This is a genomic window from Pseudomonas sp. S2_C11 (genome assembly GCF_054668395.1).
The window spans coordinates 3,316,848-3,332,334 of sequence record NZ_CP162765.1; the positions used below are offsets into that span (position 1 = coordinate 3,316,848).

The window sequence follows — 15,487 nt, forward strand, 5'->3', positions numbered from 1 at the left end:
GCCCGGCCATCTTGGCCGAGCACCTTCAGTTATTAGCCTTGGGTGACCAAGGCGTCGACAGGTTCAATAGTATCGCTTCGCACCACCGCGCCGAACTGCTGAACCATCTGCTGGATGAACGGATCACCGTGGATCGATTCCTCCGCCTCACGCTGGCGATTGGCGCGGCGGCGCGAGGCGGCCTGGGCCGGGGTTTCCTGCTCGGGCTTGATCAGCTCGATGGTCAGGGTCAGCGTGCGCCCGTGGAACTGGTTCAACGCGTCGTTGAGACGACGCTGTTGCGTGGCGTTGAACAGGGCGCTGTGAGCCGGATCGAGGTGCATCAGCCAGTGATCGCCATCGACCGCAATCAATGTGCAGTTGGCGGCGATGCTGCCGGTCATGCCGGAAATCGGCAGCTTCGGGAACAGCTCCAGCCATTGCAGGGCCAGGCCGGTGGCCGGCGCGGCGGCAGGTTCCGGCTCGGGCTCAGGCTCCGGATCGGCGGCGTGTTCGCTGGCCAGTTCGTCGAGGTAGCTGTAGGCCGAATCCATGTCCGGCTCGATGTAGTCTTCATCCAGCGGCGGTTCGTCGTCCATGTCCATGCCCGGCGTAGCGGCATCGACGTCGGCGACGGACGGCTCGGGAATTGGCGCAGCGGCCCACTCCGGCGCATCCGGGACCACGCTGTCCGGGGTCGGCAGCGGCATCGGCGGCAGTTCAGGCTGCTCGCCGGCGGTTTCCAGCACCGGTTCGACGGCGGGTTGCTGAACTGGCGCCGGCTCGGCCTCGGCTTCCACCGGGTCGTTCCATGGCAGATCGACCACGGTTTCGACGGCGACTGGCTCAGGCTCCGGGTGCGCTTCGACAACCGGCACATCCGGTTCTGGCTCGGCAGCCGGCGCTGCTACTGGTGCGGGCGCGGGTGCTGGCGCAGCAGCCGCAGCGACCACCGGCGCAGGCTTCGGCGCGGCAGCCACTGAGTTTGCGGAATCAACTGTGGCCTGGCTGATCCCCACTGGCTTTAGCGGTTGCCTCGGCGCGTCCGCCGTATCCGCCGGTCGGAACGCGAGCATCCGCAGCAAGACCATCTCGAAACCGCCACGCGGGTCCGGCGCCAGCGGCAAATCGCGACGACCGATCAGGCCCATCTGGTAATAGAACTGCACGTCTTCGGCCGGCAACGCCTGGGCCAGGGCCAATACGCGATCACGGTCGCCGTGGCCATTGTCGACGCCTTCCGGCAACGCCTGAGCGATGGCCACGCGGTGCAGCACGTTGAGAATTTCCGAGAGCACGCCGTTCCAGTCCGGACCTTGCTCGGCCAGATGCCGCACGGCTTCGAGCAGCGCCTTGGCATCGCCCTCGATCAGCGAATGCAGCACGTCATAGACCTGACCGTGATCCAGCGTGCCGAGCATGGCCCGCACGTCGGTCGCGAGGACCTTGCCTTCACCGAACGCGATGGCCTGATCGGTCAGGCTCATGGCGTCGCGCATCGAGCCGTCAGCAGCGCGACCGAGCAGCCACAGTGCATCGTCTTCGAACGGTACGTTCTCCGCCGTGAGCACGTGGGTCAAATGCTCGACCACACGCTCGGGCGTCATGTTCTTCAGGGAGAACTGCAGGCAGCGCGAAAGAATCGTTGCCGGAAGTTTCTGCGGATCGGTGGTCGCCAGGATGAACTTGACGTAGGGCGGCGGCTCTTCGAGGGTTTTCAACAGCGCATTGAAGGAATGGCTGGAAAGCATGTGCACTTCGTCGATCAGGTAGACCTTGAAGCGCCCACGGCTTGGCGCGTACTGCACGTTATCGAGCAGTTCGCGGGTATCTTCGACCTTGGTGCGGCTGGCGGCGTCGATCTCGATGAGGTCGACAAAACGGCCTTCATCGATCTCGCGGCATACCGAACACTCGCCGCAGGGGCTGGAGGTGATACCTGTCTCGCAGTTCAGGCACTTGGCAATAATCCGCGCGATGGTGGTCTTGCCGACCCCGCGCGTCCCGGTGAACAGGTAGGCGTGGTGCAGCCGTTGGCTGTCCAAGGCATTGATCAGAGCCTTGAGCACATGGGTCTGGCCGACCATTTCGCGGAACGAGCGCGGACGCCATTTACGTGCAAGAACCTGATAACTCATCGAAAACCGTCGCAGCGAAGGAAGCAGAAGCGGCTAATGCTAGCGGAGCAAGGGCAAAATTGCATCCGGTGTCCTCGTCTAATATGGCTAAGCTGCTTCAGCAGAGGCTTTTATCGGCTCGGGACGAGGAATTACCGGAGCGTCTATGCGGTGGGCCGTGGCGGCATTGCTGGGTATCAGCCTCAACGCGATGGCAGCGCAAGCGCCGTTGCGCTTCGCCGTGCCGGACAGTTGGGCGATGCCGATGGTGCAACTGCAAGGCGGCAGACCGACCCAGGGCATCCTGCACGACGCCCTGCTCAGCCTGGCGACCCAGGTTGGCGCGCCAGCGCAATTCGTCGTCCTGCCGCGCGCGCGGGTACAGAGCGCCATGGAGCACGGCGACATCGACGTGCGCTGCTATGCCGCACAGTCGTGGCTGCCGAATCAGTCCGGCGATTACATCTGGAGCGTGCCGTTGTGGTTTCAGCGCGACCTGCTGATCAGCCGCAAGGAACAACCGGCGCAGATCGATCCCGCCCGGCTGCCGCGCCAGGCCATCGGCACCGTCCTCGGTTACAGCTACCCTACCCTGCAACCGCTGTTCGACGCTGATCAGTTGCAACGCGAAGACGCGCGCAATCAGGAACAGGTACTGGAAAAGCTGCTGGCCGGGCGATACCGCTATGCGGTGAGCAATCAGTGGACCCTGGACTGGATCAATCAACGCCTGCTGCCGGAGCAGCAGTTGCAAGGGGTCGCGGTGCTGCAGGAACAGAATATCGGCTGCTATGTGAGGAACGACCCGAAGGTGCCGGTGCAGCGGATTTTACGAACGTTGCTGCGCATGAAAATGTCCGGCGAGATCGACGACATAATCAGGTTGTACACCGGCGCCTCTTCAACCACACCCTAGCTCCCACAGGGTTGGCCGGGTCAATAACCGTGCGATTCGCGGAATTTCGGCTCGCGGCTGTGGTGATAATCGATCCACTCGACCACGTCGTAAGGCAGATAAAGCTGCTGCCGGGCACGGGACACGGCGATGTACACGGCACAGATGCGCTGATCGAACTCGTAGGCATCCTTGAATTTCTCGTTACTGAGCAACGTCCGGGTCAACAGCACGCGCTTGAACTCCATGCCGCCAGCCCGCTCGGCCATCATCAACAGGCAGGCTTTGCCTGGCTCGATGATCTTTTGGCTCAGGCGAGTCAGGTCGGCAATCATGAAGCCGTTTTGCAACTGCGCCTCGATCCACAAGAAAGCTTCATCGAACTGGTTGGCGGCGCGCACCTGCTGCCAATCAGCCATGTCGCTGAAATACGGGTGCGGTCCTTTCTCGCTGGACCCGGCGTTGTAGAAATCGCGGCGGAACAGCTCGATGGCGGTGGTCATGAAATGCTTGATGTCGTCCTGCGCTTCCCTGTCGGGAAAACTGAAGGCGCAACTGGAGTCGTGCAGATGGATGGCCCACATCATCGTGTCCCAGGGTGACGCGGTCAGCACCACGCAACCTTCGGGCGGCACGAAGGCTTGCGGGTAGTACTCGATATCGACGTCGGCGTGACGAGCGCCTTCGAACGGCACTTTGCTCTTGTGCGTGTGGCGCGAGATCAGCGGATTGACCAGGCGCTCGACATTGCGCCCCGAACGCACCGAATAGCAGATATCGCTCTGACGAACTTCACGCTTGCGCTTGGGCGCCTCGCCCGTGGCCTGCTGATACTCATCGCCGAGGGTGATCAGTACCTGCTGCCCGCGCTCGATGATTTGCAGCAGCGACGCCGGCACGTCCTGGCTTTCGTCGATGATCACATGGGTGTAGCGCGGCGGGACGCGGCAACCGGCCAGACTGGCGCGCTTGATCATGAGCAACGTCGGAAAACCGCTCTGGCTGGCCCAGGCCGGATTGGCCTCGAGATATACCCACAGGCGACTGGAATATTCCAGCAGCGCCTGTGAGTCTGCGCCGCTCAAGGGCTGCTGAAAATGCGGCAGGTGCCTGGCGGATAGCGTGTGATCTCTTGAGGCGCAATACAGCTCCAGCACGCGCAGACAAACCTCCAGAGTGCCCTGCCCATCGTGGTGGCGAAAGCCGAACATATTCAGTTCCTGCGCCAGCGCCTGCCTGCTCGGGATCCGCGCTGGCGTCCTGGCCATGTGCGATCGGGGGCCGAGCAACTGGGCCTGGGCAAAATCGTAGAAGGTCTGGCCAATTTCCGTGTCGTGCACTTGCACGATGTGCTTGCGCAACGTCGCCAGTTTCGCCGGGGTGCGCGCCAGTACCAGGGTGCGTTTCGAGCGCAGGCATTCGATCAGCGCGCTGAGCATGTAACTCTTGCCGATGCCCGCATAACCCTGCACGTGCAGGTCTTCGTCGAGGTTGGCACGGAAGGTTCGCAGCAGCTTGTCCTGCGCCGCGCTTAACCAGTGCTCGCGCTCGCGTGGCGTGACCATTTGCTGGCTGAACGGATTGTTCTGTTGCTGATGGCGAATTTTGTAGTCCACATCCCACTGCCCGCCGGGCAACAGGTATTCCTGCGCTGTGACTTCATCGGCCATGAGAAACCGCAGGTTCAGGCCTTTGAGCGCATTGAGGCCGAAATACAATTTGCGCGAATCGAAAAGACGCCGCGCCTCTGCAAGCAGTCCCGCCGATCCGGAGCGCCGGGAGGTGACAGACCAGTCAATGAGTCTGGCGAGAATTTTCTCCGCTGCGCTGGCACTCAGGTCCTTTTCCGTGGCCTGGGCAAGGTTCTGGATGACCAGCACCGCCGCCAGTTCCGGGTCGCTCAGGTTGGCCAGTGCCGCGTCACCCTCGGGCTGCAACAGCGCCGTACACACATCATGGGTGATGGGCAGAAATACCGGGGTGGCCAAATCAAAATGTTCCGGGTGCATACAACCTCGCCGCCTGGGCTTTAATACAACACCAGATCAGTCCTGGTCATTCTCGTCGGGCATTTCATGGGACTGCGGCAAGTTTCCTTCACTGCCGGCCTCGGGGGCTGATGCGCAGCTCGAAGGAGTAACCGCCGAGCGTGCCGGACATGCCGCGTCGTTCAGTGCCGCTGGCCACCGCCGCCGCATCGATCTGCGCCTGCACTTCGTAGAGCGCCATTTCGAGCAGTCTGCGCAGGTGTTCAGGGTTTTGCGCGGTGGCTTGCAGCTGCAGGTCGTACTTTGCGGTCAGCGAGTCTGATGCGTGCTCGACGATCGCCGATTGTGCCTCCACCGGGACCGACTGTTCAGGCTCTTCTGCCGCGTTGAAAACAGCAGATGCCGCCAGAATCGCAGCGTGTTCTTCATCCATCAGGTCGAGCACTCGCGACAGTTCCAGCGTGCGCGCGGGCTGATCCTGCATCTGTGCTTTGACTTCCAGACGACGCAACTGCCATTCGCGCAGCTTTTCCCGGGTCAGATCGTCAATTTCACCCACTTGCCTTACCTCTCGTTGCCAGGCGGGGGAGTATGCCACTGTTCGCTGTCGACAGCCGCACGGGCACCGGGACGCTGCGCTGCTGATCCGCGCGTTTCTGATGGCGGAGCAACGCCACTAGCCAAATCGCAGGCATAAAAAAACCGCAGTGGGCGAAACCCATGCAGTTCTCTCTGAAGCCTTGGCTGGTTCGTTAAGGTGGTGCCCCCACCAGCCACACCCCGGCACACAATGTTCCCGCTGTGGCTGCTTCCTTCCGGATCTGACCAGGTTCACGGGTAATCGTTGCGGGGGGACCGATGGGGTCACCATAACGACGCTTGCCTGTCGGCGAGCCGCGCCATTGTACCTGTCTGAGATGAAGTTACAACCGTTGGTTGCAGATAAAAAATACCAACAGGTTCAAGGACATGCGGTGACGCCAAAAGATCGCAGCCTGCGCCAGCTTCTACAGGGCCAGGACTTCGTCTGCGCGACCGCCCGCATCCTGGATCACCAGATGAATGAAGTGCAGCTTGGCGATCGCCGCTGCCGGCAGTACGAACGGATAGAAATCCGGCTGGCCCATGCTGCGCGACAGTTCGTTGAGCATGCCCGCCAGCTCGATCCACGCATTGACGAATGACAGGAAAGCGCCACCGCCGGGGTGCTCCGGGTCGTACAGGGTGCTGGTCGGAAACGGCTGATAGTCAAAGTCCATTTCCCGCGCGCTCATGCCGAAGCCCAGCGCAGTATCCACGGCGTCCATCATGTGCAGGTAGTGCGCCCAGGTTTCCGCCCAGTCTTCCCACGGGTGCATGGTCGCGTAGGCACTGACGTAGTGCTGCGGCCAGTCCAGCGGTGCGCCTTGCTGGTAATGCCGGTCCAGCGCCTCGGCGTAACTGGCGCGCTCGTCGCCGAACAGGTTACGGAACGCCTCCAGCCAAGGGCCGTTGGCGATGAGGCGATCCCAGTAGTAGTGGCCGACCTCATGGCGAAAATGCCCGAGCAGCGTGCGGTAAGGTTCGTGCATCGCCGCCCTGACCTGTTCACGGTGCGCGTCGTCGGCCTCTTTGATATCGAGGGTGATCAGGCCATTGGCGTGGCCGGTCATCGGCGCGTTGCCTTCCAGGTCGACGCCGATGAAGTCGAACGCCAGCCCGGTTTCTTCATCCGTGGTTTTCGGGATGACCGGCAAGCCGAGGGTGATCAGTTGCGCGACCAGTCGACGCTTGGCGATTTCGACCTTGCGCCAGCGTTCGGGATTTTCCGCGACGGACAGGTCGGGAATGGTGCGGTTGAGGCTGCAAGCGATGCACAAGGTGTCGTGATCGTTGGCCGGCAGCAGCCAGTTGCACGCGGCGGGCATGTCGAGGTTGGCGCAACGGCGGAACAGTCCGGCGTCGGGATCGGCGTCGAGCGCCCAGGTGCCCTCTTCCGGCCCCGGCTGCAGCGAGGTCAGGCGACTTTGTTCAGGTTGATAGCCAAGCAAGGCGTTACAGGCCAGGCACTGACTGTTGCGAAAGAACAGCGACTGGCCGCAACGGCACGGCCAGACTTTGCTGTTGCGCGAGGATCCGGCCACGAACGGCGCGATGATGCGGGAACTGAGCTGCTCGAAAAAACGGTGCATGGCGATCTCTCCCTGGGACTGGCCAAGACTAGATCATTCTGAAGACAACATCGTTCCCACCCATAACCGCGCAGCCGGGTGATAGCACCATTGTGGTGAGGGGATTTATCCCCGCTCGACTGCGCAGCAGTCGCAAAAAACCGTACACGCGATACAGATAAAATGATCGGCCGCAGGGTTCTGGGGTCGCTGCGCAACCCAGCGGGAATAAATCCCCTCGCCACAGGTGTCCATCCGGACAGGGATAAATCCCCTCACCACAGGGGTTCATCCGGTCAGACAGCGACGCCGTGGGTTTTGAGGAAGGCGATAAACGCTTCCTCGTCCATGACCTTCACACCCAGCTCGTTGGCCTTGGTCAGTTTCGAGCCGGCACCCGGGCCTGCGACCACGCAATGGGTTTTCGCCGACACCGAACCGGCGACCTTGGCACCCAGGCTTTCGAGATGATCCTTGGCCACATCCCGGCTCATCAGTTCGACCTTGCCGGTCAGCACCCAGGTTTCCCCGGACAGCGGCAGACCTTCGACGACTTTCTTCTCGCTCTGCCAATGCATGCCGAAATCGCGCAATTGCTGCTCGGCCTGCTCGGCCAGTTGCCGATGCTCAGGCGAGGCGAAGAACTCGCGTACCGAGTTGGCCTGCTTCTCCGGCAATGCCTGGCGCATGTCCAGCCAGTCAGCGTTCATCGCCGCTTCCAGCGAACCGAAGCGATCGGCGAGTTTCTGCGCACCACCGGGGCCGACGAAAGGAATGTGCAGTTTGTCGAGCAAGCCGCCCAACGTGGTACTGGCGGCGAATTCGGCGCCCAACTCGCCCTGATCCTGAATCTGCAAACCATGGCCGAGCAATTCGCTGATGACCTGCTGGTTGTGCGCATCCTCAAAGAAACTGTGGATCTCGTGCGCCACTTCCAGGCCGACATCCGGCAGATAGGTCAGCACATGCGGCAAAGCCTGTTGCACGCGCTCCAGTGAACCCAGCGAACGCGCCAGCACCTTCGCCGTCTCTTCGCCGACATCGGGAATGCCGAGGGCGTAGATGAAACGTGCCAGGCTCGGTTGCTTGCTGTCTTCGATGGCTTTGAGAAGCTTGTTGCTTGATACCTCGGCGAAGCCTTCCAGATCGACGATGTCGTCGAACTTCAGCGCATACAGATCGGCCGGCGAACTGACCAGACCTTCGTCGACCAGTTGCTCGACGCTCTTGTCGCCCAAGCCTTCGATGTCCATGGCCCGACGCGAGACGAAGTGGATGATCGCCTGTTTCAGTTGCGCACCGCAGGCCAGTCGGCCGACGCAGCGATAGACCGCGCCTTCGCTGAAGGTTTCCTTGCCCTTGCTGCGCTTGACCAGTTGCGTGCGTTCAACGTGCGAGCCGCACACCGGGCAGCGTTGAGGAATGGCAACCGGGCGCGCGTCATCGGGGCGACGCTCGGTGATTACCTGCACCACTTGCGGAATCACATCGCCGGCGCGGCGGATGATCACCGTATCGCCGATCATCAGGCCCAGCCGCGCGACTTCGTCCATGTTGTGCAACGTGGCGTTGGCCACGGTGACGCCGGCGACTTTCACCGGTTTCAGGCGCGCCACGGGAGTTACCGCACCGGTGCGGCCGACCTGGAATTCCACGTCGAGCAGCTCGGTGAGTTCTTCCATCGCCGGGAATTTGTGTGCGATCGCCCAGCGCGGCTCGCGGGCGCGGAAGCCCAGTTCACGCTGGTCGGCAATGCTGTTGACCTTGAACACCACGCCGTCGATTTCATAGGCCAGCGAGTCACGGCGCGCGCCGATGTCGCGGTAATACTCAAGACACTCGTCGATGCCCTTGGCCAGCTTCAGTTCGTGACTGATCGGCATGCCCCACTTCTGCAACTGCTTGAGGTTTCCGATGTGGGTGTCGGCAATATCGTGGGACACCTGGCCAATGCCGTAGCAACAGAATTCCAGCGGACGATTGGCGGTGATCTTCGAATCGAGCTGGCGCAGGCTGCCTGCTGCCGCGTTGCGCGGGTTGGCAAAGGTCTTGCCGCCGATTTCCAGCTGCGAAGCATTGAGGCGCTCGAAACCGGCCTTGGACATGAACACTTCACCGCGCACTTCCAGCGTCGCCGGCCAGCCTTCGCCATGCAGCTTCAGCGGAATATTGCGCACAGTGCGCACGTTGACGCTGATGTCTTCGCCGGTGGTGCCATCGCCACGGGTGGCGCCGCGCACCAGCAGACCATCCTGATACAGCAGGCTGACCGCCAGGCCATCAAGCTTCGGCTCGCAGCTGTATTCCACCGCCGCGCCGCCACCAAACAGATCGCCGGCCGGCACGTCGAGGCCTTCGTTGACGCGGCGATCGAACTCGCGCATGTCGGATTCTTCGAAGGCGTTGCCGAGGCTGAGCATCGGGATTTCGTGACGCACCTGAGTGAACGCAGTCAACGCCATGCTACCGACGCGCTGGGTCGGCGAATCGCTGGTGATCAGTTCCGGGTTGGCCGCTTCCAGTGCCTTGAGCTCGTGAAACAAGCGGTCGTATTCGGCATCGGGAATGCTCGGCTCGTCGAGAACGTGATAGCGATAGTTGTGCTGATCCAGCTCAGCGCGCAGCTCTAGAATGCGGGTTTTGGCGGCGGTCATGGGTGTTCTCTCATAAAGCAAAAGAGCAGCCGAGGCTGCTCCAGTTTTATTCCATTATCGGCGGCGGGGCCAGAAGATCGCAGCCTCGTTGCACTCGTCAGCTCCTACAGTATCGCGATCCTCTGTAGGAGCTGCCGAAGGCTGCGATCTTTTGATCTGGCCTTAGCGCTTCTGGGTCAATGCGCGGCGTTCGAATTCGACGATGCGCTGACGGTAATGCTCAATCGTCTGCGCGGTCAGTACGCTGCGCTGATCGTCTTTCAATTCGCCGTTCAATTCCTGGGACAGCTTGCGGGCTGCCGCGACCATCACGTCGAAGGCCTGCTTCGGATGACGCGGGCCTGGCAGACCGAGGAAGAAGCTCACCGCCGGGGTGCTGAAGTGGTCAATGTCGTCCAGATCGAAGATACCCGGCTTGACCGCGTTGGCCATGGAGAACAGCACTTCGCCGTTGCCGGCCATGCTTTCGTGGCGGTGAAAAATGTCCATCTCGCCGAAACGCAGGCCGCTTTCGAGAATGTTCTGCAACAGCGCCGGGCCTTTGAAGCCGGCCGGGTCGCGGCAGATCACGCTGATCACCAGGACTTCTTCGGCTTGCGGCTGATCTTTTTCCGCCACGGCCGCTGCAGGCTTACTGTCTTCGGCGAAATCGTCGTCACGGCTGCTGAAGCTCGGGCCGCCGTCCAGATCGAGGTCGAGGTTGAGGTCGCCCTGCGCCGGGCCGTTGCTGCCGCGCTTGCCACGTTTCGAACCGGATTCACGCGGCTCGCGGGCTTCGCGGTTGGGCATGCTCACCGACGGCAGATCGTGCTCGTCCAGTTGCGGCTCTTTGTGCGTATCCAGGACGCGGGCCGGGCCCAACAGCTCGGCGCTGGTGTCCTCGTCCGGCAGATTGGACAGGCTCCGGTCGAGACGGAATTTCAGCTTTCCCTTGCCGCCGCGCATACGGCGCCAGCCATCGAAAAGAATACCGGCTATCACAATGATGCCGATGACGATCAGCCACTCGCGCAGACCGATTTCCATGTAATCCCGTGCCTCTATAAAAAATGCTGAAAAATAAGGGGTTTACACTGCGTAAACCGCTTTAAAACGTGGCGCCAACTCTATGTTCTGACAGGCGTTTTGCCCACGTATACGAAAAATTGACATTAAACTAGCACGACCAAAGACAACTTTACACCGTCTGTCTCATTTGGCTTGCGCGAATATGTCGATTGGCCATCCAGCCGATGTCAGTAAAAAGTCCTACAGACCTCCAAAACTATTCCGACATCACACCGACTCAGGCATCCACCATCGCCATCGCCTCCTCGACATCCACCGCCACCAGTCGCGAGCAGCCCGGCTCATGCATCGTCACGCCCATCAACTGTTCGGCCATTTCCATGGCGATCTTGTTGTGGGTGATGTAGATGAACTGCACGGTCTGCGACATCTCTTTGACCAGGCGTGCGTAGCGTCCAACGTTAGCGTCATCCAGTGGCGCGTCAACCTCATCGAGCATGCAGAACGGCGCCGGGTTCAACTTGAAGATGGCAAAAACCAGGGCCAGTGCAGTCAGGGCCTTTTCGCCGCCGGAGAGCAAATGGATGGTGCTGTTCTTCTTCCCGGGCGGCTGCGCCATGATCGTCACCCCTGTATCGAGTAGATCTTCGCCCGTCAGTTCCAAATACGCGCGCCCGCCACCGAAAACTTTCGGGAAAAGTGCCTGCAAACCGCCGTTGATCTGATCAAAGGTATCTTTGAAACGGTTGCGGGTTTCCTTGTCGATCTTGCGGATGACGTTTTCCAGGGTCTCCAGCGCCTCGACCAGATCGGCGTCCTGCGCATCCAGATAACGTTTACGCTCCGATTGTTGCGTGTATTCATCGATGGCCGCGAGGTTGATCGCACCCAGGCGCTGAATCCGCGCGTTGATGCGTTCGAGTTCTTCTTCGGCCTCGCGTTCACTGGCTTGCGCCGTCAATGTGGCGAGCACACCGTTGAGATCGTAGCCATCTTCGAGCAGTTGATCCTGCAAAGCCTTGCGCCGTACGGTCAGCGCCTGCCATTCCATGCGCTGTTGTTCGAGCTGGCCGCGAATCAACTGCGATTGCTGCTCGGCCTGGGTGCGGCGTTTTTCCGCGTCGCGCAATTCACGATCGGCGTCTTCCAGGGCGATCTGCGCAGTCTTGAGTTCTTCATCGACGGTCATGCGCTTGTCGAGCAACTCTTCGAGCTTGAGGCGCAACTCTTCCAGCGGTGCCTCGCCCTCCTCCAGATTCAGACTCAACTGTTCGCGCTTTTCAGTCAGGCGTTCGGCCTGCATTTCCAGACGCTCCAGCGCCTGCCGGGTGGAATCGTGCTGGGCACGCAGCGAGCCGAGACGCACGGCCAATTGATGGGCGTGATCCTTGTGCTGCCGGGCTTCCTGACGCACGCGATCAAGGCGCTCGCGCAGGCTGTCGCGCTGGGCCAGCAGCAACTCGCGCTGCTCGGTGTCGAGCGCCATGGCGTCCAGCGCTTCCTGCAATTGCATGCGCGCTTCGCCGACCTGTTCGTGCTCAAGCTCGCGCTGTTCGGCGAGTTCGACCAGTTCTTCATCGAGACGGGTGCGGCGCAATGTCAGCTGTTCGGCTTTGGCCTTACCGGCGGACAACTGCGCTTTCAGTTCGCCTTGCTGGCGCGCTTCGTCCTGCAGCAAGCGGCGCAGATGTTCGCGGCCGTTTTCCTGCTGGCGCTGTTGCGCGCGCAAGGTTTGCAGGCGGGTTTCCATGGCCTCGACGGTGGCTTCGCGCTCTTCGCGTTCAAGCTGCAAGTCTTCGATTTCCTGGCCACGGGCGAGCATGCCGCTTTCCGCTTCGCTGGCGCGACGTACGCGTAAAAAGTGTCGACCCACCCAATAGCCATCGCGGCTGATCAGGCTCTGCCCGGCGCTCAACTGACCGCGCAAGGCCAGTGCCTGTTCAAGGCTGTCGACTGGTTTGACCTGACCAAGCCACGGCGACAGATCGATCTGCGCCTCGACTTTATCCAACAGGCTGCCCGCCACTCGCACGCCATCGCTGGCCGGGCTGAGCAGACGCAAGTCGCCTTGGGTGAAACCGGACAAATCAAAACCGCTGAAGTCGTCGACCAACACCGCTTGCAGATCGGCGCCAAGCACGGTTTCCACCGCCAGCTCCCAACCCGCCTCGACCTTCAGGCCCTCGGCCAGACGCGGACGCTCGGCGAGGTTGTGTTCCTTCAACCATTCAGCAGTGCCAGTGCCGGGATCGAGCGCGGCCTGCTGCAAGGCTTCCAGCGATGCCAAACGCCCGTTGAGCCGCTGCAGATCGCCCTGCGCCTGCTGCTGGGCGGTCAACGCCTGCTGCAATTCCTGACGCAGTTGTTCGAGCTTTTCGACCTGCGCTTCTTCGCTGGTCTGCAAATCTTCGAGAGTCGCTTCGGACTCGGCGAGCTGCTCATTGAGCGCCATGATCGCCGCGTCTTCCGGGTCGGCGGACAGCAACCCGCGCTCTTCAGCGAGGCGCTTCTGTCGGTCAGCCAGACGCTCCATGCTGCTTTCCAGCTGCTGGATCCGCGATTGCTGGACTTCAGCCTGACGGCGCGGTTCGGCAGCGGTCAGGTTGAAAGCGTCCCACTGCTCCTGCCAGCCGTGCATAGTGGTTTCGGCTTCTTCGAGGGCCGCAGCGGCTTCCTCGGCGGCGGCGCTGGTGACTTCCTGCTCGGGGGTGAGCATGTCCAGTTCTTCGCCGAGGGTCAGCAGCAACGTGCGGTCGTGGCCCAGGTGCGATTCGGTTTCCAGACGCGCGCGCTCGGCTTCTTTCAGATCGTCCTGCAACTGACGCAAACGCTGCTGGCCGTGCTGGATGCTCTGCTCGACCCGGGCGATGTCGCCGCCGACCGAATAGAAGCGGCCCTGCACCAGATTGAAGCGTTCGGACAGGTCGTGGTGACCGTCACGCAGGCGTTCGATGGCGGCGTCAGCGTTACGCTGTTCAGCGACCAGCGCTTCGAAGCTGACTTCCTGGTTGCCGATGATCGACTCGCGCTGGCCGACCTGCTCGTTGAGGTCCTGCCAGCGCAGCGCCGACAGTTGCGCCTTGAGCTGACGCTCTTCGGCCTTGAGTTCCTGATACTTTTTCGCCGCCTCGGCCTGACGGTGCAGACGTTCGAGCTGGCGCTCCAGCTCGTCGCGCAGGTCGGTCAGACGGGCGAGGTTCTCGTGGGTACGGCGGATGCGGTTTTCAGTCTCACGGCGACGCTCCTTGTACTTGGAGATGCCCGCCGCTTCTTCGATGAAATTGCGCAGGTCTTCCGGCTTGGATTCGATCAGCTTGGAGATCATCCCCTGTTCGATGATCGAGTAGCTGCGCGGACCGAGGCCGGTGCCGAGGAAAATATCGGTGATGTCGCGCCGACGGCATTTGGTGCCGTTGAGGTAATAGGTGGTCTGGCTGTCGCGGGTGACTTTGCGGCGGATGGAAATTTCCGCGTAGGCGGCGTATTCGCCGAGCAGCGTGCCGTCGGAGTTGTCGAACACCAGCTCGATGCTGGCCTGGCTCACCGGTTTGCGGCTGGTCGAGCCGTTGAAGATGACATCGGTCATCGACTCGCCACGGAGGTTCTTCGCCGAACTTTCGCCCATCACCCAGCGCACGGCGTCGATGATGTTCGACTTGCCGCAACCGTTCGGCCCGACGACCGCCGCCATGTTACTGGGGAAGTTCACCGTGGTCGGGTCGACGAAGGATTTGAACCCCGCCAGTTTGATGCACTTCAGCCGCACGCTCAGGCAACCGTCAGCGCAGACACCACTAGATCGCAGCTGCGCTGGGCATACGCCGTGAGCACGATGCGGATCTGCGGCAAATCACGGGCGAGTACGGCAGCGAGCAAGCGTTCGAACAGTTCGAGGAATTCGCTCATTTCCGCCTTGCGCTGTTCGAGGGCGAGGAAATACGCGCGGCTCATCGCCGGCTGGAGGTTCTCGACGGTTTCTTGCAGGTACGGATTGTTGGCAAACGGATAGGCGGCGCGCATCACCGCGAAGCTGTCATCGACGAAGCTGCGGATATCGCCGCGTTCGTAATTGGCGGTCAGGCGCTGCTGGATCTGCACGAACGGCGCCATGTCCGACTGCACTTGCCAGCCATTGGCCACCGAATTGCCAAGCAGGATGTACAGCTCGCTCATCAGCGTGCACAGGCTCTGCACCTTGTGCGGCGTCAGCTCGGTAACGTGGGCGCCACGACGCGGCAGGATCGCGATCAGGTGACGGCGCTCGAGGATCAGCAAGGCTTCGCGGACCGAACCGCGGCTGACGTTGAGCGCCAGCGTGACCTTCTGTTCCTGGATGCGCTCTCCCGGCTTCATTTCGCCACGAATGATGCGTTCGGCGAGGTGGTGAGCGATTTGCTCGGCGAGGCTGTCCGGCGCCTTGAACGTCATGGTTGTCCTTCAAACTCTATCGATCTGCACAAGCGGCGCAGTGTAGCGCAAATGCACGGTCATGGCGGAGTGCCCACTCAGCGGTTTTTGGCACGAATCCCGCAAAAAAGCGCGGTGACCGATGAAGGTCAATACTGAATAGACACGCTGTTGATCGACGAAACGGATTTTCCTGACCTTTAAGTCAGAAAACCATTGACCGAAAAGTCAGACCTGCTAAATTCGGTTCACGTCGGTTAACAACAATAATGAGTCTGCGAGGCCTTCC

9 protein-coding genes and 1 other RNA gene are annotated in these 15,487 nt (G+C 61.4%); 1 reads left to right on the forward strand and 9 read right to left on the reverse strand.

The window, feature by feature from the left end; genetic code table 11:
• Positions 1 to 32: 32 nt before the first annotated feature.
• Positions 33 to 2,117 (reverse strand): DNA polymerase III subunit gamma/tau, encoded by a 2,085-nt coding sequence (gene dnaX, locus AB4N48_RS15000; RefSeq protein ID WP_315435802.1) that lies wholly within the window; start codon positions 2,115 to 2,117, stop codon positions 33 to 35.
• A 145-nt stretch (positions 2,118 to 2,262) separates the two neighbouring features.
• Between dnaX and AB4N48_RS15005 the strand changes: the two genes are divergently transcribed.
• Positions 2,263 to 3,012 carry a substrate-binding periplasmic protein gene (locus tag AB4N48_RS15005; protein ID WP_460093835.1) on the forward strand — a complete coding sequence of 250 codons (750 nt, stop codon included), beginning with the start codon at positions 2,263 to 2,265 and terminating at the stop codon, positions 3,010 to 3,012.
• A gap of 20 nt (positions 3,013 to 3,032) precedes the next feature.
• On the opposite strand, the gene AB4N48_RS15010 is transcribed toward AB4N48_RS15005, so the two are convergent.
• The 8 genes from AB4N48_RS15010 to AB4N48_RS15045 all read right to left on the reverse strand — a co-directional run bounded on the left by AB4N48_RS15010 (position 3,033) and on the right by AB4N48_RS15045 (position 15,219).
• A complete protein-coding gene (locus AB4N48_RS15010; RefSeq protein ID WP_460093837.1) occupies positions 3,033 to 5,000 on the reverse strand; it encodes a hypothetical protein in 1,968 nt (655 codons plus the stop codon).
• A gap of 88 nt (positions 5,001 to 5,088) precedes the next feature.
• Complete coding sequence (locus AB4N48_RS15015; RefSeq protein ID WP_460093839.1) at positions 5,089 to 5,538, reverse strand: hypothetical protein; 450 nt, start codon at positions 5,536 to 5,538, stop codon at positions 5,089 to 5,091.
• 205 nt (positions 5,539 to 5,743) lie between these two features.
• Positions 5,744 to 5,840: signal recognition particle sRNA small type (gene ffs, locus AB4N48_RS15020), an RNA gene on the reverse strand.
• A 146-nt stretch (positions 5,841 to 5,986) separates the two neighbouring features.
• Positions 5,987 to 7,150 carry a zinc-binding metallopeptidase family protein gene (locus AB4N48_RS15025; RefSeq protein ID WP_375123351.1) on the reverse strand — a complete coding sequence of 388 codons (1,164 nt, stop codon included), beginning with the start codon at positions 7,148 to 7,150 and terminating at the stop codon, positions 5,987 to 5,989.
• 275 nt (positions 7,151 to 7,425) lie between these two features.
• Positions 7,426 to 9,783, reverse strand: a complete 2,358-nt coding sequence (gene ligA, locus AB4N48_RS15030; RefSeq protein ID WP_457263804.1) for an NAD-dependent DNA ligase LigA — start codon at positions 9,781 to 9,783, stop codon at positions 7,426 to 7,428.
• 162 nt (positions 9,784 to 9,945) lie between these two features.
• Entirely contained in the window at positions 9,946 to 10,809 is an 864-nt protein-coding gene (gene zipA / locus AB4N48_RS15035) for a cell division protein ZipA (protein ID WP_016773851.1), read from the reverse strand.
• A gap of 259 nt (positions 10,810 to 11,068) precedes the next feature.
• Positions 11,069 to 14,557: a chromosome segregation protein SMC gene (gene smc / locus AB4N48_RS15040; RefSeq protein WP_375123349.1), complete on the reverse strand. Its 3,489-nt coding sequence runs from the start codon at positions 14,555 to 14,557 to the stop codon at positions 11,069 to 11,071.
• 2 nt (positions 14,558 to 14,559) lie between these two features.
• Positions 14,560 to 15,219, reverse strand: a complete 660-nt coding sequence (locus AB4N48_RS15045; protein ID WP_039763015.1) for a GntR family transcriptional regulator — start codon at positions 15,217 to 15,219, stop codon at positions 14,560 to 14,562.
• Positions 15,220 to 15,487 lie beyond the last annotated feature (268 nt).

What these genes read in the sequence shown, in the direction of transcription:
- AB4N48_RS15005 (WP_460093835.1), top strand. Translation starts at nt 2,263, where the DNA reads ATGCGGTGGGCCGTGGCGGCATTGCTGGGTATCAGCCTCAACGCGATG.
- dnaX (WP_315435802.1), bottom strand. Translation starts at nt 2,117, where the DNA reads ATGAGTTATCAGGTTCTTGCACGTAAATGGCGTCCGCGCTCGTTCCGC.
- ligA (WP_457263804.1), bottom strand. Translation starts at nt 9,783, where the DNA reads ATGACCGCCGCCAAAACCCGCATTCTAGAGCTGCGCGCTGAGCTGGAT.
- AB4N48_RS15045 (WP_039763015.1), bottom strand. Translation starts at nt 15,219, where the DNA reads ATGACGTTCAAGGCGCCGGACAGCCTCGCCGAGCAAATCGCTCACCAC.
- AB4N48_RS15010 (WP_460093837.1), bottom strand. Translation starts at nt 5,000, where the DNA reads ATGCACCCGGAACATTTTGATTTGGCCACCCCGGTATTTCTGCCCATC.
- AB4N48_RS15025 (WP_375123351.1), bottom strand. Translation starts at nt 7,150, where the DNA reads ATGCACCGTTTTTTCGAGCAGCTCAGTTCCCGCATCATCGCGCCGTTC.
- zipA (WP_016773851.1), bottom strand. Translation starts at nt 10,809, where the DNA reads ATGGAAATCGGTCTGCGCGAGTGGCTGATCGTCATCGGCATCATTGTG.